The 18747-nt window shown below is 60.3% G+C and carries 20 protein-coding genes; 14 read left to right on the top strand and 6 right to left on the bottom strand.

Annotated elements, in window-relative coordinates; genetic code table 11:
• Positions 1 to 19: 19 nt before the first annotated feature.
• Positions 20 to 1543, bottom strand: a complete 1524-nt coding sequence (gene crtD, locus ACZ1G7_RS13460) for a 1-hydroxycarotenoid 3,4-desaturase CrtD (RefSeq protein ID WP_472659899.1) — start codon at positions 1541 to 1543, stop codon at positions 20 to 22.
• A gap of 115 nt (positions 1544 to 1658) precedes the next feature.
• Here crtD and ACZ1G7_RS13465 point away from each other — a divergent pair, with 115 nt between their 5' ends.
• The 14 genes from ACZ1G7_RS13465 (at position 1659) to dxs (ending at position 14016) form a co-directional block, all read left to right on the top strand.
• Positions 1659 to 2543 carry a polyprenyl synthetase family protein gene (locus ACZ1G7_RS13465; protein ID WP_472659900.1) on the top strand — a complete coding sequence of 295 codons (885 nt, stop codon included), beginning with the start codon at positions 1659 to 1661 and terminating at the stop codon, positions 2541 to 2543.
• A gap of 6 nt (positions 2544 to 2549) precedes the next feature.
• A complete protein-coding gene (locus ACZ1G7_RS13470) occupies positions 2550 to 3674 on the top strand; it encodes a methyltransferase (protein WP_472659901.1) in 1125 nt (374 codons plus the stop codon).
• A gap of 125 nt (positions 3675 to 3799) precedes the next feature.
• A complete protein-coding gene (gene bchC, locus ACZ1G7_RS13475) occupies positions 3800 to 4741 on the top strand; it encodes a chlorophyll synthesis pathway protein BchC (protein ID WP_472659902.1) in 942 nt (313 codons plus the stop codon).
• A complete protein-coding gene (locus ACZ1G7_RS13480; RefSeq protein WP_472659903.1) occupies positions 4738 to 5757 on the top strand; it encodes a chlorophyllide a reductase iron protein subunit X in 1020 nt (339 codons plus the stop codon). The genes bchC and ACZ1G7_RS13480 overlap by 4 nt, the downstream gene beginning before the upstream one ends.
• A complete protein-coding gene (locus ACZ1G7_RS13485) occupies positions 5750 to 5917 on the top strand; it encodes a hypothetical protein (protein WP_472659904.1) in 168 nt (55 codons plus the stop codon). The genes ACZ1G7_RS13480 and ACZ1G7_RS13485 overlap by 8 nt, the downstream gene beginning before the upstream one ends.
• Positions 5914 to 7476, top strand: coding sequence for a chlorophyllide a reductase subunit Y (gene bchY, locus ACZ1G7_RS13490; RefSeq protein ID WP_472659905.1), 1563 nt, complete (start codon positions 5914 to 5916; stop codon positions 7474 to 7476). Before ACZ1G7_RS13485 ends, bchY begins: the two co-directional genes overlap by 4 nt.
• Positions 7477 to 7567: 91 nt before the next feature.
• Positions 7568 to 9028, top strand: coding sequence for a chlorophyllide a reductase subunit Z (gene bchZ, locus ACZ1G7_RS13495; protein WP_472659906.1), 1461 nt, complete (start codon positions 7568 to 7570; stop codon positions 9026 to 9028).
• Positions 9025 to 9252 carry a cytochrome PufQ gene (gene pufQ / locus ACZ1G7_RS13500; protein ID WP_472659907.1) on the top strand — a complete coding sequence of 76 codons (228 nt, stop codon included), beginning with the start codon at positions 9025 to 9027 and terminating at the stop codon, positions 9250 to 9252. Before bchZ ends, pufQ begins: the two co-directional genes overlap by 4 nt.
• A 155-nt stretch (positions 9253 to 9407) precedes the next feature.
• On the top strand, positions 9408 to 9566 hold the full coding sequence (gene pufB / locus ACZ1G7_RS13505; protein WP_472659908.1) for a light-harvesting antenna LH1, beta subunit: 159 nt from the start codon (positions 9408 to 9410) through the stop codon (positions 9564 to 9566).
• Positions 9567 to 9578: 12 nt separating this feature from the next.
• Positions 9579 to 9743, top strand: coding sequence for a light-harvesting antenna LH1, alpha subunit (pufA, locus tag ACZ1G7_RS13510; protein ID WP_472659909.1), 165 nt, complete (start codon positions 9579 to 9581; stop codon positions 9741 to 9743).
• 115 nt (positions 9744 to 9858) lie between these two features.
• Positions 9859 to 10707 (top strand): photosynthetic reaction center subunit L, encoded by an 849-nt coding sequence (pufL, locus tag ACZ1G7_RS13515; protein ID WP_472659910.1) that lies wholly within the window; start codon positions 9859 to 9861, stop codon positions 10705 to 10707.
• A complete protein-coding gene (gene pufM, locus ACZ1G7_RS13520; RefSeq protein ID WP_472659911.1) occupies positions 10707 to 11630 on the top strand; it encodes a photosynthetic reaction center subunit M in 924 nt (307 codons plus the stop codon). Before pufL ends, pufM begins: the two co-directional genes overlap by 1 nt.
• 12 nt (positions 11631 to 11642) lie before the next feature.
• Entirely contained in the window at positions 11643 to 11882 is a 240-nt protein-coding gene (gene pufX, locus ACZ1G7_RS13525; RefSeq protein ID WP_472659912.1) for an RC-LH1 core complex protein PufX, read from the top strand.
• 229 nt (positions 11883 to 12111) lie between these two features.
• Positions 12112 to 14016 carry a 1-deoxy-D-xylulose-5-phosphate synthase gene (dxs, locus tag ACZ1G7_RS13530; RefSeq protein WP_472659913.1) on the top strand — a complete coding sequence of 635 codons (1905 nt, stop codon included), beginning with the start codon at positions 12112 to 12114 and terminating at the stop codon, positions 14014 to 14016.
• 167 nt (positions 14017 to 14183) lie between these two features.
• Here the strand turns inward: dxs and ACZ1G7_RS13535 are convergent, their stop codons facing one another.
• From ACZ1G7_RS13535 to chlG, 5 genes are all read right to left on the bottom strand, one after another.
• Positions 14184 to 14504: a hypothetical protein gene (locus ACZ1G7_RS13535; protein WP_472659914.1), complete on the bottom strand. Its 321-nt coding sequence runs from the start codon at positions 14502 to 14504 to the stop codon at positions 14184 to 14186.
• Between the two features lie 280 nt (positions 14505 to 14784).
• Complete coding sequence (gene idi / locus ACZ1G7_RS13540) at positions 14785 to 15309, bottom strand: isopentenyl-diphosphate Delta-isomerase (RefSeq protein ID WP_472663735.1); 525 nt, start codon at positions 15307 to 15309, stop codon at positions 14785 to 14787.
• A gap of 13 nt (positions 15310 to 15322) precedes the next feature.
• Positions 15323 to 16501 (bottom strand): geranylgeranyl diphosphate reductase, encoded by a 1179-nt coding sequence (locus tag ACZ1G7_RS13545; protein ID WP_472663736.1) that lies wholly within the window; start codon positions 16499 to 16501, stop codon positions 15323 to 15325.
• A gap of 2 nt (positions 16502 to 16503) precedes the next feature.
• Positions 16504 to 17787: a BCD family MFS transporter gene (locus ACZ1G7_RS13550; protein WP_472659915.1), complete on the bottom strand. Its 1284-nt coding sequence runs from the start codon at positions 17785 to 17787 to the stop codon at positions 16504 to 16506.
• Positions 17784 to 18683: a chlorophyll synthase ChlG gene (gene chlG, locus ACZ1G7_RS13555; protein ID WP_472659916.1), complete on the bottom strand. Its 900-nt coding sequence runs from the start codon at positions 18681 to 18683 to the stop codon at positions 17784 to 17786. The genes ACZ1G7_RS13550 and chlG overlap by 4 nt, the downstream gene beginning before the upstream one ends.
• Between the last annotated feature and the right edge of the window lie 64 nt (positions 18684 to 18747).

Genomic DNA, 18747 nt, shown 5'->3' on the forward strand with positions numbered 1-18747 from the left:
GCGTGGCTGCCGTCATCGCTTACGCCATCGACATACCACCACGCGTAGCCGCCTGCGGGGACATCGATGTCGAAGTGAGGTCGCTCAAGATCGCCTCGGCCGCATGCTTGGCGGAGATGGTCGCCATCGGCACCCCCGCCCCCGGATGCGCCCCGCCCCCCACCAGATAGAACCCCGGCAAGCGTGTCCGCGCTGTCGGGCGGTGAAACGCGGCCATCAGCCCATGTGGGGATCGCCCGTAAAGCGACCCGTTCGTTGCCGGGAACAGCTGCCCGAACTCCGCCGGTGTTGTCAGGCTGTCTGGCGTCGGTGGTGGGGTGAAGCCCAGCCCGAAACGCGCCAGTTGATCCAAAATGAGTGTCTGACATTGCTGTTTTTCCTCTTCACGTGGGCGCGCGCCGTCTGTGGCGGGCGGCCCGTTCATGATGATTTCAAAGCGCTCGGGCCCAGTGGGTTGGTGCCCGCCGAGGCGGTCTTGCGCGCAGATGTAAAGCGTTGGGTCATGCGGCATCTCGCCATTGGCCAACGGCCCGAATTCATCTTTGGGATCGTCACCAAAGAACACGTTGTGACCCGCCAATGGCAGGGCGGAAACCTCAGCAGCAAAGCTGTAGACGTAGGCCGACAGGCTGCGCGGTTCGGTTTCTTTGTGCGACACGACTTCCTCATCAAGCAGCCCGCTGCGCAGAGCGCGCGGGTCGCCGTTGAACAGAACCTGATCAAAGCGGTGTGTTGCGTCATGCGTCGACACGTCAAACGCGCCGTCTGGGCGCGGGGCAATGTGTTGGACATCTTGGCCCAACAAAAATTCTGCGCCGCGTGCTGCGGCCAAGCTGCGAATGGCTTGAGCCAGCTTATGCATCCCGCCTTTGACGGCCCAGACACCGCGTGCCTCCGCATGCGCGATCAACGACAATATCGCGGGGGAGGCGTCGGGCCGCCCGCCAACATAGGTCGCATAGCGCCCAAAAAGCTGCGCAAGCTTGGGTTCGCTGAACTGCGCGCGCAGGGTTGAGGCCAAGGACCGATGCGGCGCCATTGCGGCGATAAGGCTCGGCTGACGCAAAACGCGTTTGGTTAGGGTCGATTGCGATGGGGCCTGCGCTTGCATCATTGGCGCATCGAAAGCGTCAAACAGCGTGGCGGCGCGCTTGGAAAACTGTTGGAAGTCGCGCGCGGATTTGCTGCCAAAAACCGCGCTGACATTGGCCGCGCTTTCGGCCTGATCTGCCATCAGATCAAGTGTAGTGCCATCCGACCAGAAATGACGCGCGAGCAGGCTCTCTTGCTCCAGCGTCACATGGTCTTCGATATCCTCGCCAATATCCGCGAACAGGGCGTCAAACACGGGCTTCATTGTCAGCACCGTCGGCCCTGCGTCGACCGGACCGGCGACCGTTTCCATCGTCCGCATCTTGCCGCCGACGGTTTTGTGTCGTTCCAACACGCTGACTTTCAGACCGGCATGCGACAGGCGCGCGGCGGCGGCCAGCCCGCCAATGCCCGCGCCGATAATCCCGATATGTGGCCTGCTTTCGGACATGTCTGGTTTGGTCTCCTCACCTGTGAAGAGATTGACATGATGCGGATATTGTGTCCAGTTTAGTTGACACATGTCTGTACCAAAATACTGACACGGCGTGAAATGGGAGTATCTGATGGATTTTGCTACTCGAATCGATGACGCGATTTCCTCTGCGATCCGGTCGGGTCAGGCGGCGCCGTCGCCCGCCAAGCTCGCCTCCGCTTTGCACTACACCGTCACGCCCGGTGGCGCGCGCATCCGCCCAACGATCTTGATGAGCGTTGCGGCTGCCTGCGGCGACGACCAGCCCGAGCTTGCAAATGCAGCGGCGGCGGCGTTGGAACTGATCCACTGCGCGTCCCTTGTTCATGATGACCTGCCGTGTTTTGACAATGCCGACACCCGCCGTGGCAAACCCGCTGTGCACCGCGCCTTTGGGGAACCCTTGGCCGTGTTGACAGGCGACAGCCTGATCATTCTCGCGTTTCAGGTGCTGGCGCGCGCCGCCGTGCATGACCCGATCCGGGCAACGCAGTTGATTGATGTGCTGGCCAACCGTACCGGCATGCCGAATGGTATTTGTGCCGGCCAAGGCTGGGAAAGCGAAGACGAGATTGACTTGTCGGCATATCACCGCGCCAAAACCGGCGCGCTGTTTATTGCCGCCACGCAGATGGGCGCAATTGCCGCCGGGCAAGATGCCGATCAATGGGAAGAGCTTGGCGCGCGCATTGGTGAGGCATTTCAAGTCGCCGACGATTTGCGCGACGCGCTTTATGACGAAGAAACACTCGGCAAACCTGTTGGCCAAGATGATCTGCACGGGCGGCCCAATGCGGTCACCGAGCTGGGCGTTGAAGGCGCGATCGCCCGGATGCGCGACATTCTGGGTGGCGCGATCTCGTCGATCCCGAAATGTCCGGGAGAGGCGATCCTGGCCAAGATGGTCACCGCACAGGCCGAAATGCTGACGCCGATCAAATGGCGTGCGACCCGCGCGGCTGTGCCGGGCGAATAGCCCGCAATGAGCAGCGTTCGTACCGATTTGCCGACAAAGCAAAGGCAAGGCGCGGGCTGGATTGCCCGGCTCAGCGCGTCGCGCGGCTTTCAGAAATGGGCCGCGCATTTTCCGTTCACACGGCGCTTCGTGCGCAAGGAAGGTGAGGCGCTGTTCGACCTGCTGGCCGGGTTCTGCCATTCGCAAGTGTTAATGGCGCTGGTCAAGCTCGACGTGCTGGGCGTTTTGATGGAAAGGCCCACTGCGACACGCATGCTTGCGCATCGCTGCAGCGTGCCCGAACCCCGCATGCTCGTCTTGCTAAAGGCCGCAACCGCGCTTGGATTGGTCAAACAAAAGCGCAACGAAAACTGGGCCCTGACGCAACGCGGCGCGGCTTTGACCGGGGTGCCGGGGTTGACGCAGATGATTGCGCATCACGATGTTCTCTACCGTGATCTTGAGGATCCGGTTGCTTTCTTTCGTGGCGAGGGCACGACGGAGCTTGCCGCCTTTTGGCCCTACGTGTTTGGCGGCGACATGGACCCAGATGTGGCGCGCGACTATTCAGACCTGATGGCGCAAAGTCAGGTTCTGGTCGCCGAAGATACGCTGCGCGCCATTGATCTGGGCGGCGCCAAGACACTGATGGATGTGGGCGGCGGCACGGGCGCGTTTCTTGAAGCCGTGGGCCGCGCCTATCCCGACCTAGCGCTGCGCCTGTTTGATTTGCCCGAAGTCGCACCTGCCGCGCAGGAACGTTTTGCGCAGGCGGGAATGAGCGCGCGGTTTGATGCGCTGTCTGGGTCGTTTCGGACGCAAGATTTGCCAACCGGCGCGGATGCGATTTCGCTTATCCGAGTGCTCTATGACCACACAGATGAGACGGTCGTGGCCCTGCTGGAAAACTGCGCCAAAGCGCTGCCCTCAGGCGGGCAATTGATCATCTCCGAGCCCATGTCCGGCGGCGACAAGCCAACCCGCGCAGGGGACGCGTATTTCGCAATTTACACGATGGCGATGGGTACCGGTAAGGCAAGGTCTGCCGGTGAAATCAGGGGCTTATGCGAAGCCGCCGGGTTTGTTGATGTTCAGGCCCCACGCGCCGCGCGGCCTTTCATAACGCAATGCATTCACTGCAAAAAACCCTGACACGGAAAGTGTCTATTTAAGTTGACACATTAGTATGTCAGTTTTACCTTACGTATAACTCTACCCGATCTGACGCTGAGTCTCTGCGTCTTGGTCAGGCCAAAAAACTGAACTGGGAGGGGCCGGTGCGCGCTACGGCGGTAACACTACAAGGTCCAAAAGATCTGGGGCTTTCGAGCCTTAAATTGAACGACCCTCAAGCTGACCAGCTTGTGGTGCGTGTGTCCCATTCGGGTATTTCTACTGGTACTGAGAAGCTGTTTTGGACCGGTGAAATGCCGCCATTTCCAGGCATGGGCTACCCGCTGGTTCCCGGATATGAAGCCGCAGGCGAAGTCGTTGAGGCCGGACCGGAGGCGAATTTCAAAGTGGGCGACCGGGTCTTTGTGCCGGGCGCAAATTGCTACGATGGGGCGTTTGGGTTGTTTGGCGGTGCGTCCAGCTTGCTGGTGACGGATGCCAAACGCGCGACCCGGATCGATCCTGAGATGGGTCCGGAAGGTGCGTTGCTGGCCTTGGCCGCAACCGCACGCCACGCGATAGCCGGGCCAAATAATACAGTGCCCGATCTCATTGTCGGACACGGCGTATTGGGGCGCCTGCTTGCACGGCTTACCATCGCATCGGGCGCACCCGCGCCCGTGGTTTGGGACATTGACCCCGCCCGCCGTAGCGGCGCGAAAGGCTATGCGGTGCTCGATCCCGAGCAAGACACCCGCCGTGACTACAATTCGATCTATGACGCCTCAGGTCAGTCCAGCATTCTGGCTGATTTGATTGGGCGGATCGCAAAGGGCGGCGAGATCGTCCTTGCCGGTTTCTATTCTGACCCGATCAGCTTTGCCTTTCCGCCCGCCTTCATGAAAGAGGCACGGTTCCGCGTCGCCGCCGAATGGACGCGCGACGACCTGATCGCGACCCGTGCGCTGGTCGAATGCGGGGCGCTGTCGCTGGGCGGACTTATCACGCACCACCAAAAGGCCGCGGATGCACCGCAGGCCTATCAAAAGGCGTTCACCGACACGAATTGCCTCAAAATGATCCTGGACTGGGAGGGCTTCGCATGACGCTCGACATACCAAATCTAAAAGATGGCGGCTCGATTTCCGATTTTGACCAACGCTTGCGCGACGAGGCGGCGGAAGACTTGGCGGATATTATCAACGAGGAGCCGACCTCGAAGACGCAAATCATCGCCATCTACGGCAAAGGTGGCATTGGCAAATCCTTCACGCTGGCCAATCTCAGCCACATGATGGCGGAGCAGGGCAAGCGCGTGTTGCTGATCGGGTGTGATCCCAAATCTGACACAACATCCTTGCTGTTTGGCGGCAAAGCCTGCCCCACCATCATCGAGACGTCCTCCAAGAAAAAGCTGGCGGGCGAAGAAGTCAAAATCGGCGATGTCTGCTTCAAGCGCGGCGGCGTCTTCGCGATGGAACTGGGCGGGCCAGAGGTCGGTCGCGGCTGCGGTGGGCGTGGCATCATCCACGGGTTCGAACTGCTGGAAAAGCTGGGCTTCCACGACTGGGATTTCGACTACGTGCTGCTGGATTTCCTCGGCGATGTGGTCTGCGGCGGCTTTGGCCTGCCGATCGCGCGTGACATGGCTCAGAAGGTAATTTTGGTGGCGTCTAATGATCTACAATCGCTCTATGTTGCTAACAATGTGTGTTCGGCAGTCGAATATTTCCGCAAGCTTGGTGGTAACGTTGGGGTGGCGGGATTGGTCATCAACAAAGATGACGGCACCGGCGAAGCAGCCGCCTTCGCACAAGCCGTAGATATCCCGATCCTGGCGTCGATCCCGCAAGACGATGACCTGCGCAAGAAATCGGCGAATTACCAAATTGTTGGAACCGACGCGTCCAAATGGGGCAGCTTGTTTGCCTCGCTTGGCGACAACGTCGCTGACGCGCCTCCCGTGCGCCCCGCGCCGCTGGATCAAGACGGTTTGCTTGGCCTGTTTGATGCGTCCGAAACCGGCGGCGACGTGGTGTTAGAGCCAGCAACAGACGCGGATATGCGCGGCAAGAATTCGAAACCCAAAGAAAGCTTGGAGGTTGTATACGACGATGCTTGATCTTCAAAAATTGACAACATTGGAAGATGGTTTGGACAAGATCAAAACCATCCAACAACGCGCAGCTGAGCGTAGGGAAGCTGGGGAGGCCTTGCGCCAACGTGCACAAGCTGCAGTCCTTTACTCAAAAAAGCTGATCGAGGAATATTCGTCCACGTGAGTGATGAGGTCAAATATGACCACGCTGACGCGGTAGAGGTCGAAACCGGCACAGCTGTTGAAGGGCGCGATGCGCCGCTTCCGGCTGATGGTTTGGGCTGCCATTCCGGCGCGAAGATGGAGGAGGCTGCTCGCATGGCCGGTGCCTCCGACATCTTGGATCAATACGCCGCCGACTATCCGCAAGGACCACATGACAAGCCGCAATCGATGTGCCCCGCCTTCGGGTCTTTGCGCGTCGGTTTGCGGATGAAGCGGGCCGCGACGGTTTTGTCGGGCTCCGCCTGCTGCGTCTACGGCTTGACCTTCGTGTCGCATTTCTACGGCGCGCGCCGGTCTGTGGGCTACGTGCCGTTCAATTCGGAAACGCTGGTCACGGGCAAGCTGTTCGAAGACATCCGCGAAAGCGTCCACGACATGGCCGACCCGGAAAAGTACGACGCGATTGTCGTGACAAATCTTTGCGTGCCGACCGCCTCTGGCGTTCCGTTGCGGTTGTTGCCCGATGAGATCAACGGCGTGCGCATCGTTGGCATCGACGTGCCGGGCTTCGGCATCCCAACCCATGCAGAGGCGAAAGACGTGCTCGCAGGTGCGATGCTCAATTACGCCCGCAAGGAGATTGAGGCGGGTCCGGTGGCCATGCCCGCATCCGGCAAATCTGACCGCCCGACCGTGTCGTTGCTTGGTGAAATGTTCCCGGCGGACCCAATGATGATCGGGCAAATGCTGGCCCCGCTCGATTTGGCCGTGGGCCCAGTGGTGCCCTGCCGCGAATGGCGTGAACTTTATGCCGCTCTCGATTGCGGGGCGGTTGCGGCGATCCACCCGTTCTACACCGCTGCTGTGCGTGAATTCCAGGCAGCTGGTCGGCCTGTTGTTGGCTCCGCCCCTGTCGGTCATGACGGGACTGCCACTTGGCTTGCCGGTATTGGTGACGCGTTCAACATCCACAAAGACAAAATTGCCGCCGCTCAGAACCAGTTCCTGCCCGCGATCAAAGGCGCGCTTGCGGCGATGCCTGTCAAAGGCACGATCACATTGTCCGGCTATGAAGGCAGCGAGCTTTTGGTTGCCCGCCTGCTGATCGAAAGCGGCGCGGACATTCCTTACGTGGGCACCGCCTGCGCCAAGTCCGAATGGTCTGCCGATGATTGCGCATGGCTAGAAAGCAAGGGCGTCAAAGTCAAATTCCGCGCCTCGCTTGAAGATGATTGCGCGGCGATGGAAGCGATCAAGCCGGACCTCGCCATTGGCACCACACCGGTTGTCCAAAAGGGCAAAGAGCTGGGTATTCCGTCGCTCTACTTCACCAACCTGATCTCGGCGCGTCCGTTGATGGGCGTTGCGGGGGCGGGTTCGCTGGCGCAGGTCGTGAACGGTGCCATGGCCAACAAAGACCGCATGGAACACATGCGCGCCTTCTTTGAAGGTGTGGGCCGCGAAGATACCGCTGGCGTCTGGGAAGGGTCTCCGAATGAGCAGCCTCAATTCCGTGCGGTGAATGCCAAGAAACTGGAACGCGCCGCCAAGGCCGCCAAAGCGGCGGAGATGATTTAGTGGCAAAATATGAGACATATTTTGCCACCGGTGCAGGTAAGCGGCGTTCAAAGAAAGTTGCGGCTGCACACCGTGGTCAGGAGGGCGCTCCATGCTGATCCAAGACCACGACCGCGCAGGCGGATATTGGGGCGCGATCTACGCGTTCTGCGCCACCAAAGGCCTGCAATGTGTGATCGACGGACCCGTGGGCTGCGAAAACCTGCCGGTCACTTCCGTGCTGCATTACACCGACGCGCTTCCGCCGCATGAGCTGCCGATTGTGGTGACCGGCTTGGGCGAAGGTGAGATGGGCGCAGGCACTGAAGACGCGATGAAACGTGCCTGGAAAACGCTCGATCCAGCTTTGCCTGCCGTCGTTGTCACCGGATCAATTGCTGAGATGATCGGCGGCGGCGTGACGCCTGCGGGCACCAACATTCAACGCTTCCTGCCGCGCACCATTGATGAGGATCAGTGGGAAAGCGCGGACCGCGCGATGACGTGGATTTTCACCGAATTTGGCATGACCAAGGGACGGATGCCGAAGGAGGCCAAACGCGAAGAGGGCGCCGCCCCCCGCGTCAATATTCTGGGTCCGATGTATGGCACATTCAACATGCCCTCGGACCTTGCCGAAATCCGTAGACTGGTCGAGGGGATCGGTGCGGAGGTCAACATGGTCATGCCTTTGGGCAGCCATGTGGCCGAGATGCGCAATCTGGTGAATGCGGATGTGAATATCTGCATGTACCGGGAATTTGGCCGTGGACTGTGCGAGGTCCTTGGCAAGCCGTATCTACAAGCGCCTGTCGGGGTAGACAGCACCACGAAATTCCTGCGCAAGCTGGGCGAGATGCTGGGCCTTGACCCAGAGCCGTTCATCGAGCGTGAGAAGCATTCAACCATCAAGCCCGTTTGGGATCTGTGGCGCTCCGTCACGCAGGATTTCTTTGCGACCGCGTCCTTCGCGATTGTCGCCAATGAAACCTACGCGCGCGGGGTTCGCAATTTCCTCGAGAACGACCTCGGGCTGCCTTGCGCTTTCGCGGTCGCGCGGACCGCTGGCAAGAAGACCAACAATGACGAAGTGCGCGCCTGGATGCACCAGAAACGCCCGCTGATTGTAATGGGCTCAATCAACGAGAAAATGTATCTAGCCGAGATGAAAGCGGGCTTTGGCCCGTCCCCGGCCTTTATCCCCGCCAGCTTCCCCGGTGCCGCGATCCGTCGCGCGACGGGCACGCCGTTCATGGGCTACGCGGGCGCAACTTATTTGGTGCAAGAGGTCTGCAACGGCCTTTTCGACAGCCTGTTCCACATTCTGCCTCTGGCCTCCGACATGGACGCGGCCGAGGCGACACCCACGACCTTGCGACGCGATTTCCCATGGGACGCCGATGCGCAAGCAAAGCTGGACGAGATCGTCGCCAGCCACCCAATCCTGACACGGATTTCCGCCGCCAAAACCCTGCGAGACGCCGCCGAGAAGCGCGCGCTGGATCAGGGCGCTGAGCGGGTTGTCTTGGAAACCGTGGAAGGTCTGCAGCCAGCTTCGGGAGGAGCATTATGACTGATTTTACACATGAGACACCGGCGCGCCCGCGCCGGACAAGCTCGGTGCCGAAACGCGAATACTACGCGTATTTTGCCCTGATCTTCGTGGCAACTTTGCCGCTGTCCATTTTGACTTGGGGGCTGTCCGCAGCCCGCAGGATGGAGCTGCCGGAACGCGGCCCCATCAAATCTGCGTGGAGCCAAGCGCAGATAATTACGCCGAGAATCTTCTCAGCGTAAGCATCGACTTTCAATCTGTCGGGTCGAGACGATGGGTTACATGAGGTTCGCCACTCCCCCCGGGGTGGTGGATTAGGGCAGCGGATGAGCCGTTGTCGTAACCCAGCCGCGGGGGGCTCGCGGCGTCAGTATGATTTTTTCGAAGGAGAAAAAATATGGCTGATAAAACCGACCTGTCCTTCACAGGTCTTACAGATGAGCAAGCGCAGGAATTGCATGCGGTCTATCTGAGCGGTTTCTACCTTTTCGCTGCGGTTGCAGTGGTCGCTCACATTCTGACCTATTTCAAACTGCCTTGGTTCAGCTGGGGTTAAGGAGCATCAAGAATGGCACAATTCTACAAGATTTGGCTGATCTTCGACCCGCGCCGCGTATTCGTGGCACAGGGCGTGTTCCTCTTTTTGCTGGCAGCGATGATTCATCTCGTCCTGCTTAGCAACCCAGAGACCAACTGGTTTGACCGCGCCTTTGGTGCGGAACAAGCCGAGTAAGCTCAGCTTCAAGAAAACAGCTGCGGGCGGGGCGACCCTCTGCCCGTAGCAATCGACCCAACAGATTGGCGCGACCGGCCCGGACAGGCTCTGGACGCGCATAAGGAGACAGAAGATGGCACAGCTCACCTTCGAAAGAAAATATCGCGTTCGGGGCGGCACGTTGATCGGCGGGGATCTGTTCGACTTCTGGGTTGGGCCCTTTTACGTCGGTTTCTTCGGCGTCACGACGTTCTTTTTTGCCGCGCTAGGCACGATAATGATTTTTTACGGTGCCGCTTTGGGCGACACTTGGAACCCTTGGCTGATTTCCATTGACCCGCCGTCGCTGGACGTGGGCTTGGGCGTCGCACCACTGGCTGAGGGGGGCATCTGGCAGATCGTCACCTTCTGCGCCACGCTCGCCTTCCTGAGCTGGATGATGCGCGAGGTGGAGATTTGCCGCAAACTGGGCATGGGCTACCACGTGCCCTTCGCGTTCAGCATTGCCATTCTGGCCTATGTCACGCTGGTCATCATCCGCCCCGTCCTGATGGGCGCATGGGGCCACGGCTTCCCCTACGGGATTTTCAGCCACCTCGATTGGGTGAACAACGTGGGCTACGCCTATGGCAACTTCCACTACAACCCCGCGCATATGATCGCGATCACCTTCTTCTTCACCACCTGTCTGGCGCTTGCGCTGCACGGCTCGTTGGTGCTGTCGGCGGTGAACACGCCCAAGGGCGAAGAGATTGCCAGCCCGGATCATGAAGACACCTATTTCCGCGACTTGATCGGCTACTCGATCGGGCCATTGGGCATCCACCGTTTGGGCCTGTTCCTGGCGCTGCAGGCGGTCATCTGGTCCGCGATTTGTATCGTCATCTCTGGCACCATCTGGTTCGACACATGGGCCGAGTGGTGGGACTGGTGGCTTGAATTGCCTTGGTGGGCAAACCTTGAAGGAGGGGTAAACGGGTAATGGAATATCAAAACATCTTCACCCAAGTTCAGGTCCAAGGCCCACCCGAAATGGGCGTGGACCCGGGCGACATCGCCCGCGAACGCACCAAGGGCGCAAGCTTTAACAGCCTCGCCGGCCTCTTTGGCAACGCGCAGCTGGGACCGATTTATCTGGGACCATTCGGCGCGGTGTCTTTGGCCACCGGTGCCATCTGGTTCATGATCTGCGGCATCAGCTTCTGGGCGCAGGCGGGCTATAACCCCGGCGTGTTCCTGCGCGACCTGTTCTGGTTCTCGCTTGAGCCGCCTTCGTCTGAATACGGCCTTGGCATGGCGCCTTTGGCGGAAGGCGGGGCATGGGTCATTGCGTCCTTCTTCTTGCTGATCTCCGTCATTTCATGGTGGATCCGCACTTACCTGCGGGCCGAAGCACTGGGCATGGGAAAACACGTTTCCTGGGCCTTCGCCTCCGCCATTTGGCTGTTTCTGGTTCTGGGCCTCATCCGCCCGATCATGATGGGCAGTTGGGAGGAAGCCGTGCCCTACGGCATCTTCAGCCATCTGGATTGGACGAACCTGTTTTCGCTGACTTATGGCAACCTGTTCTACAACCCGTTCCACGCGCTTAGCATCGCGTTCCTCTATGGCTCCGCCCTGCTGTTCGCCATGCATGGCGCGACCATTCTGGCGGTCAGCCGCTACGGCGGCGAGCGGGAGATCGAGCAGATCGTGGATCGCGGCACAGCGTCCGAGCGCGCCGCTTTGTTCTGGCGCTGGACCATGGGCTTCAACGCCACGATGGAAGGCATTCACCGCTGGGCGTGGTGGTTTGCGGTGCTGACGACGCTTACCGGCGGCATCGGCATCCTGCTCACCGGCACGGTCGTTGATAACTGGTTCGTCTGGGCGCAGGAGCATGGCTTCGCGGACCCTGACCTCTAAGGAGAGAGACACATGTCTGACAATCACGACTACCTCGGAATGGAGAAAGACCCCAACCTTGAGCTGAAAGCCGGCGTGCTGATCTTGCAGCTCAAAGGGGCGGGCTACGCGGCAATCTTCTGCCTGATCGCCGTCTTTGCAATCTGGGCGCTCTACGGCATCGGCTTGCTGCTGCCAGAGGAATCCCGCGATGCCTCCGACCCAACACCGCTCAGCTATATGCTGCCCGGTGACGAGGTGACCCGCCTCTAGGCGGGCCTGAGAAAACCGGCGCGGCCTCGCCCGCTTGCGCCGACCCGCTTTCAGGTTGCCCGGTCCCTTGGGTTGCCTGGAAACGCTGGGGGCTCGACACCCCAGCACCCTCCTGTTGGCTACGGGAGACAGGTGGCACCGTGCGTTCCCGTATTGGTGTCCCTGTTCCCGGGCCAACAGGACATTTGCCAAAGTCGAGACCTGTCCAACCGTCGAGAAAGGACACATCATGACCAACACCCCGCATTTGGACCGCGTCACGCTGCCCTCTGATCTGAAGGGCATGACGGATAGTGAGCTTTCCGCCTTGGCCGATGAACTGCGCGCCGAGGTCATCGCCGCTGTCGCCACGACTGGTGGGCATTTGGGCTCCTCGCTGGGTGTGGTCGAGATGACCGTCGCGTTGCACGCCGTGTTCGACACGCCCCGCGACAAGATCATCTGGGATGTGGGTCATCAATGTTACCCGCATAAGGTGCTGACCGGTCGCCGCGACCGGATGAGCACTTTGCGCCAAGAAGGCGGTATCTCCGGATTCACCAAACGGTCGGAGTCTGACTATGACCCGTTCGGTGCCGCGCATAGCTCCACCTCCATTTCTGCCGCCCTTGGCTTCACCATCGCGCGCGATATGGGGGAGCCCACGGGCGACGCGGTTGCTGTGATCGGTGACGGGTCTATCAGTGCGGGCATGGCCTATGAGGCATTGAACAATGCAGGTGCCGAAGGCCGCCGCATGTTCGTCATCCTCAACGACAATGAAATGAGCATCGCGCCTCCGGTCGGTGCCATGTCCAAATACCTGTCTTCGCTTTACGCCTCCCCCATGGGTCAGTTGCACCACATGGCCGAAGGGTTCGAGGCCGCTTTGCCCGGTCCCCTACGCGACCACGCGCGCCGCGCCCGTCAGTTGGTGACGGGGGCTGTGGGTGGCCAAGGCACGCTGTTCGAAGAGCTGGGCTTTCAATATATCGGCCCCATTGACGGGCATGACATGGGCCAGCTTTTACAGGTCCTGCGCTCCACTCGTACATGGGCCACCGGGCCGGTGCTGATCCATGCCTGCACGGTCAAAGGCAAGGGCTACGCGCCTGCGGAAAATTCGGCCGACAAGTACCACGGCGTCTCCAAATTCGACGTCGCAAGCGGCACCCAAAACAAATCCCGTCCCAACGCGCCCAGCTACACCAAAGTCTTCGGTCAGGCCCTGACCAAGCTGGCCGATAGCGATCCGAAGATCGTGGGCATCACCGCCGCCATGCCCTCAGGCACCGGCATGGACATTTTCGCGGCAGCCCACCCGAAACGCATGTTCGACGTGGGTATTGCCGAACAGCACGGCGTGACCTTCGCCGCCGGCATGGCCGCTGGCGGTCTAAAGCCGTTCTGCGCGATCTATTCCACCTTCCTACAGCGCGGCTACGACCAGATCGTGCATGACGTGGCCTTGCAAAACCTGCCCGTGCGCTTCGCGATTGACCGCGCAGGCCTCGTTGGGGCCGACGGCGCGACCCATGCGGGCGCGTTCGATGTGGGCTACCTGTCTGCGCTTCCGAACATGGTTGTTATGGCCGCCGCAGACGAAGCCGAGCTGGTCCATATGGTCGCCACCGCTGCCGCCTATGAGGATGGCCCGATTGCCTTCCGCTACCCACGTGGCGAAGGCAACGGCGTCGAAATGCCGGAAGTGGGCGAGGTGCTGGAAATCGGCAAGGGCCGTATTGTGAAGACCGGCTCCGACATCGCGCTCCTGTCCTTCGGCGCGCATCTGGCAGAGACAGAGAAAGCGGCCGAGCTGATAGAGGCGCAAGGCGCAAGCGTCACCATCGCCGACTCCCGTTTCGCCAAGCCTTTGGATATGGGGCTGATCCGCAAACTCGCCAAATCCCACCGCGCGCTGGTGACGGTCGAGCAAGGCTCCCAAGGCGGCTTCGGCGCCATGGTGCTGCACGCATTGGCAGGGGAGGGGTTTCTGGACGGCAACCTCGCCATCCGCACCATGACTCTGCCGGATCGTTTCATCGACCAAGCCGCGCCTGATGCAATGTATGCCGACGCGGGGCTCACAGCGACCGACATCGCAGCAACAGCGTTGCAAGCGGCTGGAGTGCAAGTCGGCGAAAAAGCAACCTAAGCCGGGCCAGCGGCTGCCCGCGGGATGACGCTGCATCGGTCTTTCTACAGCCTTTTATGGCAGCCAAACACATCTTCCATTCAAACGGCGCGCGAGGATGGCAAAAGCGTCAGCCCGTCCGGGCGGGCAGCCGCTGGCCCGGCGCCTTCGGCTTGATTCCGGGCCTTTCACTCGTAGAGTTTTCCCAAAAGCAACGCTTCAGCAGCTTGCCGCCATGGATTGTTGTTAGAGAAAGTACCTTCAGGAAACCCCAGTTTGTGATCTTCGGAACCTGCAATTGCGGCCTCGAAGAAGCTTTCAATATCAAGATTTTCCCAACCATACATTGAACTATAAGGACCAGAGGGCGATACTTCTTCGGAACTCTTAGCGACGCGCCAATCGGCTAGAAGGGCTTTCAAGAACACCAAGAATGTCTGACCATCGACGACACACTCTAGTGCCTCGACGGTTTTGTCCGCGGCCGACTCGAAGTCAGTTTTGTTCAATTAATTTTCCTATTCTATGGAAGATCTTTGATGCATACAGTCTCAGAATTCGAGCCTTCTAAAAACCAAAAAAACGTCTGCCAACGATAGAAAAACAAAAAACGGGACCGAAACAGATACTGGACACCGAACGAGGTTGTAAAGCTGAACGGGAACCCAAATTCCAACGAAAATGATGATCGCACATAGTAAGAATGCGCCGATAATTGGGTTCCAGCTCACAAGCCGCGCCTAAAAAGATATGAAACTATCCAAAGCCATTCAACGAAAGAAGAAGCCCTCAAACCCCAATCAAATCCCCAAAGATAAGCTCGGCGTGTTTCTCAAGGTAGATCGCCAGCCATGGCGTAAACCGATCCGGGTGGCGTTTCACCTCGGCCATCAGGTCGTAATAGTCGACCCAGCGGGTGGCCATAACCTCGGACGGGTTGGGCTTAAGGGGCATATCCGGCGTGGCGCGGCTTAGAAACACCTCGACCACCTCATGCTCGATCAGCCCGCCGCCCACATCAGCGCGGTATTCGACCTGGCCGCGATGCTCGACCCGTTGGCCTGTGATGCCAAGCTCCTCATTCAGCCGCCGCACGGCACAGTCAGACGCGCTTTCATCCCACTCAGGATGCGTACAGCAGGTGTTCGCCCACAGCCCAGGCGTGTGGTATTTGCCCATGGCGCGCTGCTGGATCAGAACTTCCTGCCGCGTGTTCAGCACGAAAACCGACACGGCTTTATGCTTCAACCCCCGCAAATGGGCGTCCAGCTTCTCAACCGGCGTCAGGACGCCGTCGACCCAGGCGGGGATCATGATTTGGGCAGTGTCAGACACGGGTTTGGCTCACCAATCCTGTTAAATGCGCTAGGTTCTTAATACCGATTTTCAAATGCGCCAAGGGCCGTGCGGCCACCAGCTTTTTGTTCATATAAGCCTCAAAGGTCAGACGTTGAACATCAATATCGTGACAAAGGGACACAAACCGCTCCCGCCGCTCGTCCGAGCGGTAATAGGCGTTCTGCATCGCGCCCAGCACTTTGAAGACGGATTTGTGTTCCTTCATGAACATCTTGCGCGCCAGTTGCAGGTCGCGGGTGCGTCCGCTGGCCAGACAGGCGCTTGCGGCCATGGCGGCGACTTGGCCCCCGACCATCGCATAATAGATGCCTTCGCCCGATGACGGCGCCACAACGCCCGCCGCATCACCTGCCAAGACGACGTCTTTGCCATTGTCCCATCGGTCCAGCGGCTTCAACGGGATCGGCGCGCCTTCCTTGCGGATGGTTTTGCAGTCCGACAGCCCCGATGACGCGCGCAATGCTGCGGTCGCCTCTTTCAGATCCACGCCGTCAATGCCGGTGCCCATGCCCACAGAGGCCTGCGCGCCATGCGGGAAGACCCAGCCGTAGAAATCCGGGCTGATCGCGCCGTCATAGATCACGTCGCAGCGCAATGGGTCGTAGGATGCGGTCGGCTCCGGGGCCTCAATGATCTCATGATAGGCAATCACGTAAGGAATGGTGTCGCCGCCCGGCACTTCCTGCTGGCCGACCTTGGAGCGCGCGCCGTCTGCACCGATCACCAGCTTGGTCGCCAGCTCCAGCTCATTGCCGCTGATCTTATCGCGGTAGATGACCTTTGGGCCGTCCTCGTCGCGGTCAATGCGGATAAACGTGCCGGTATAACGATGCGCGCCCGCGCCCTTGGCGCGCAGCCGCAGGAATTCGTCGAAATGCTCCCGGTCGACCATGCCGACATAGCCATTCTCAATCGGGATATCGACCTGTCGCTGTGTCGGTGAAATCATCCGTGCGGTGTTGATCCGCGCCACAATCTGGCCGTCAGGGATACGGAAGTCCTGGATCAGCCGGGGCGGCACCGCGCCGCCGCAAGGTTTGATCCGCCCGTCCCGGTCCAGCATCGCCACACGTTTGCCGGAGCGCGCCAGATCTTCCGCCGCTGTCGCGCCACATGGGCCTGCGCCCACCACCACCACGTCATACATCGTCATTCCCCCGGTACCATGGCGCCTGAGGCGGCGCGGTTATCGTCCATAATGCGCGCGGCCATCACAGCCGACGCCAGAAAGAGTAGTGCTTCAAAGGTGAAAACAGCGCCGAAGGCCGGCCCGTCCGCCATGGTGGCGCGCACCACATCGACCGCCGCCGCGCCCGTCAGCCCGCCAAAGCCCGCAGCAATCGCTTGCGCGGCGCCCCACAGGCCCATCCGCGTGCCCTCGCGTTGTTCGCGCCCGTCAGAGGCAAGCGCCATCATCGCGCCAATGGCCGCGACGGCGAACATGCCATTGAAGAAGCCCAAACCGACGACAAGCGCGGTCAGCGGCAGCGCCAGTGACCCGAACCCGGTCAACGCAATCAGCGTCAGCACCGCGCCGGAGCCCAAGCACCCCGCAATCACCCAATGCCGCAAAGCGCCCAGTTTCAGACCTGTTGCGGCGATGCCGACGGTCAACATCCCGATGAACACGCCACCATTCTGCGCCCCGCTCAGCGATGTCGACTGGCCCGGGGTGAAGTCGAAGACCAGCCCGGCGAACGGCTCCAATATCAGTTCCTGCATGAAATAGGCGTTCATCGACAGGAACACGAAGATGGTGAAGTTGCGGGTCTTGGGCTCCGCCCAGATCTCGCGCATGCCGTCCATGAAAGGTGTTGGCGCGGCTGCGCGCACAGCGTCCACGCGCTGTTCGATCCGGCCAATGGCCAAGACGGTGATCGCTACGGCCAAGCCGGTCACAACGGCCACGACCGTCAAAAGCCGCGCCGGGGAATAAGGGTCCAGAAAGCTGCCCGCCAGCCCGGCGGTCATGGCGATGCCGAAGATCATCATCAGCCAGGTGATGGTCGCCGCCGCCGCGCGACGGTGCGGGGCGGTCGCCGTCGCCAACAATGCCAGAAGGGAGGTGCCCGACGCCCCAACGCCCAACCCGATCAGCGCATAAGCGATCACGGATAGCCCCAATGCAAGCGCGTAGCTTGAGGCAAACAGCGTCACGCCGAAAGCCGCCAAAAACCCGCCGAGGGCCAAAGCCACCATGCCGCCAATGATCCATTTCGTCCGGTTGCCGCCCGTGTCGGAGGTGAACCCCCAGCGCGGGCGCGACAGTTGAATGCCGTAATGCAGCGCCACCAACAGCCCGGGCAGAACGGCGGGCAAAGCAAACTCCACCACCATCAGCCGGTTCAGGGTCGAGGTGGTCAAAACGACCACGGCCCCAAGGCACATCTGCACTAGCCCAAGCCGCGCGATTTGCCCCCAACCCAGTGTCATACCAGCCCCCGTAAAGCGAAGGCCGCGATCATCATGCCGGACACGTAAAGCGTGATGCCCGTCCCGTTATACCAAGGCGCGTATTGCTTGGGGTCGCGCAGCAGCTTGCGCATCGCGGCAACCTGCAACGCCAAAACGGCCAAAACGCCCAAAGCATGCAACGGCTTGTCCCAGACAAACAGCAGCGCAATCACTGCCAGTTGCGGCACGGCCATGATCCAACAGGCCAGTTTTGCCGCGCGTTCGGGCCCAAGCGTCACGGGCAGGGAGTTCACCCCCATCTGCGTGTCGCCCTCAAGCGCCTTGAAATCGTTCAAGGTCATGATCCCATGCGCGCCGATGCCGTAAAGCACCGCGATCAAAACCGTCTCCCAGCGTGGCGCGCCGGAGGCCAGAACAGCCGCCCCGGTGAACCACGGCAATGTCTCATAGCTCAGGCCAACAAGCCCCGGACCCCACCAGCCAGAGCGCTTCATCCGCACGGGTTCGGCCGAATAGGCCCAGGCCGCGATCACCGCAATGATGGTCGCACCAAACCCCCAAGGGCCAAGCTGGTAGCCGACAGTCAGCGATAAGACCGACATTGCAAGCGCAATGTATAGCCCCCAACGCCCCGGAATGCGGCCTGACGGGATCGGACGGTCGGGCTCGTTGATCGCGTCGACATGACGGTCGCACCAGTCATTGGCAGCTTGGCTCATCCCGCAGGTGATCGGCCCGGCCAGCAAAACGCCCAGAAAAATAAGACCCCAATGGCCGCTTGCGGGCACCCCGGCGGAGACAACTCCGCACAGATAGGCCCACATAGGCGGAAACCATGTGATGGGTTTGATCAGACGCAGTGTCGCTGCTGGCTCAGGCAGCCGCCGGTCTGGCAGAGAACTCGACATACTCATAAGTGTAAACTTAGCGTTACACATGGAGAGTCGGCAAGTGTTATGTTTGCTTTACATCTGGGGT

Source organism: Litoreibacter sp. JB4-2, from assembly GCF_055693445.1.

Bases quoted from the DNA above. Each gene is read 5' to 3' on its own strand.
- chlG (WP_472659916.1), bottom strand. From the start codon at position 18,683: ATGAGTATGTCGAGTTCTCTGCCAGACCGGCGGCTGCCTGAGCCAGCA.
- dxs (WP_472659913.1), top strand. From the start codon at position 12,112: ATGACCAACACCCCGCATTTGGACCGCGTCACGCTGCCCTCTGATCTG.
- ACZ1G7_RS13545 (WP_472663736.1), bottom strand. From the start codon at position 16,501: ATGTATGACGTGGTGGTGGTGGGCGCAGGCCCATGTGGCGCGACAGCG.
- pufM (WP_472659911.1), top strand. From the start codon at position 10,707: ATGGAATATCAAAACATCTTCACCCAAGTTCAGGTCCAAGGCCCACCC.
- ACZ1G7_RS13550 (WP_472659915.1), bottom strand. From the start codon at position 17,787: ATGACACTGGGTTGGGGGCAAATCGCGCGGCTTGGGCTAGTGCAGATG.
- crtD (WP_472659899.1), bottom strand. From the start codon at position 1,543: ATGTCCGAAAGCAGGCCACATATCGGGATTATCGGCGCGGGCATTGGC.
- ACZ1G7_RS13485 (WP_472659904.1), top strand. From the start codon at position 5,750: ATGCTTGATCTTCAAAAATTGACAACATTGGAAGATGGTTTGGACAAG.
- bchZ (WP_472659906.1), top strand. From the start codon at position 7,568: ATGCTGATCCAAGACCACGACCGCGCAGGCGGATATTGGGGCGCGATC.
- pufQ (WP_472659907.1), top strand. From the start codon at position 9,025: ATGACTGATTTTACACATGAGACACCGGCGCGCCCGCGCCGGACAAGC.
- pufA (WP_472659909.1), top strand. From the start codon at position 9,579: ATGGCACAATTCTACAAGATTTGGCTGATCTTCGACCCGCGCCGCGTA.
- ACZ1G7_RS13465 (WP_472659900.1), top strand. From the start codon at position 1,659: ATGGATTTTGCTACTCGAATCGATGACGCGATTTCCTCTGCGATCCGG.
- ACZ1G7_RS13480 (WP_472659903.1), top strand. From the start codon at position 4,738: ATGACGCTCGACATACCAAATCTAAAAGATGGCGGCTCGATTTCCGAT.
- pufL (WP_472659910.1), top strand. From the start codon at position 9,859: ATGGCACAGCTCACCTTCGAAAGAAAATATCGCGTTCGGGGCGGCACG.
- pufX (WP_472659912.1), top strand. From the start codon at position 11,643: ATGTCTGACAATCACGACTACCTCGGAATGGAGAAAGACCCCAACCTT.
- idi (WP_472663735.1), bottom strand. From the start codon at position 15,309: ATGATCCCCGCCTGGGTCGACGGCGTCCTGACGCCGGTTGAGAAGCTG.
- pufB (WP_472659908.1), top strand. From the start codon at position 9,408: ATGGCTGATAAAACCGACCTGTCCTTCACAGGTCTTACAGATGAGCAA.
- ACZ1G7_RS13470 (WP_472659901.1), top strand. From the start codon at position 2,550: ATGAGCAGCGTTCGTACCGATTTGCCGACAAAGCAAAGGCAAGGCGCG.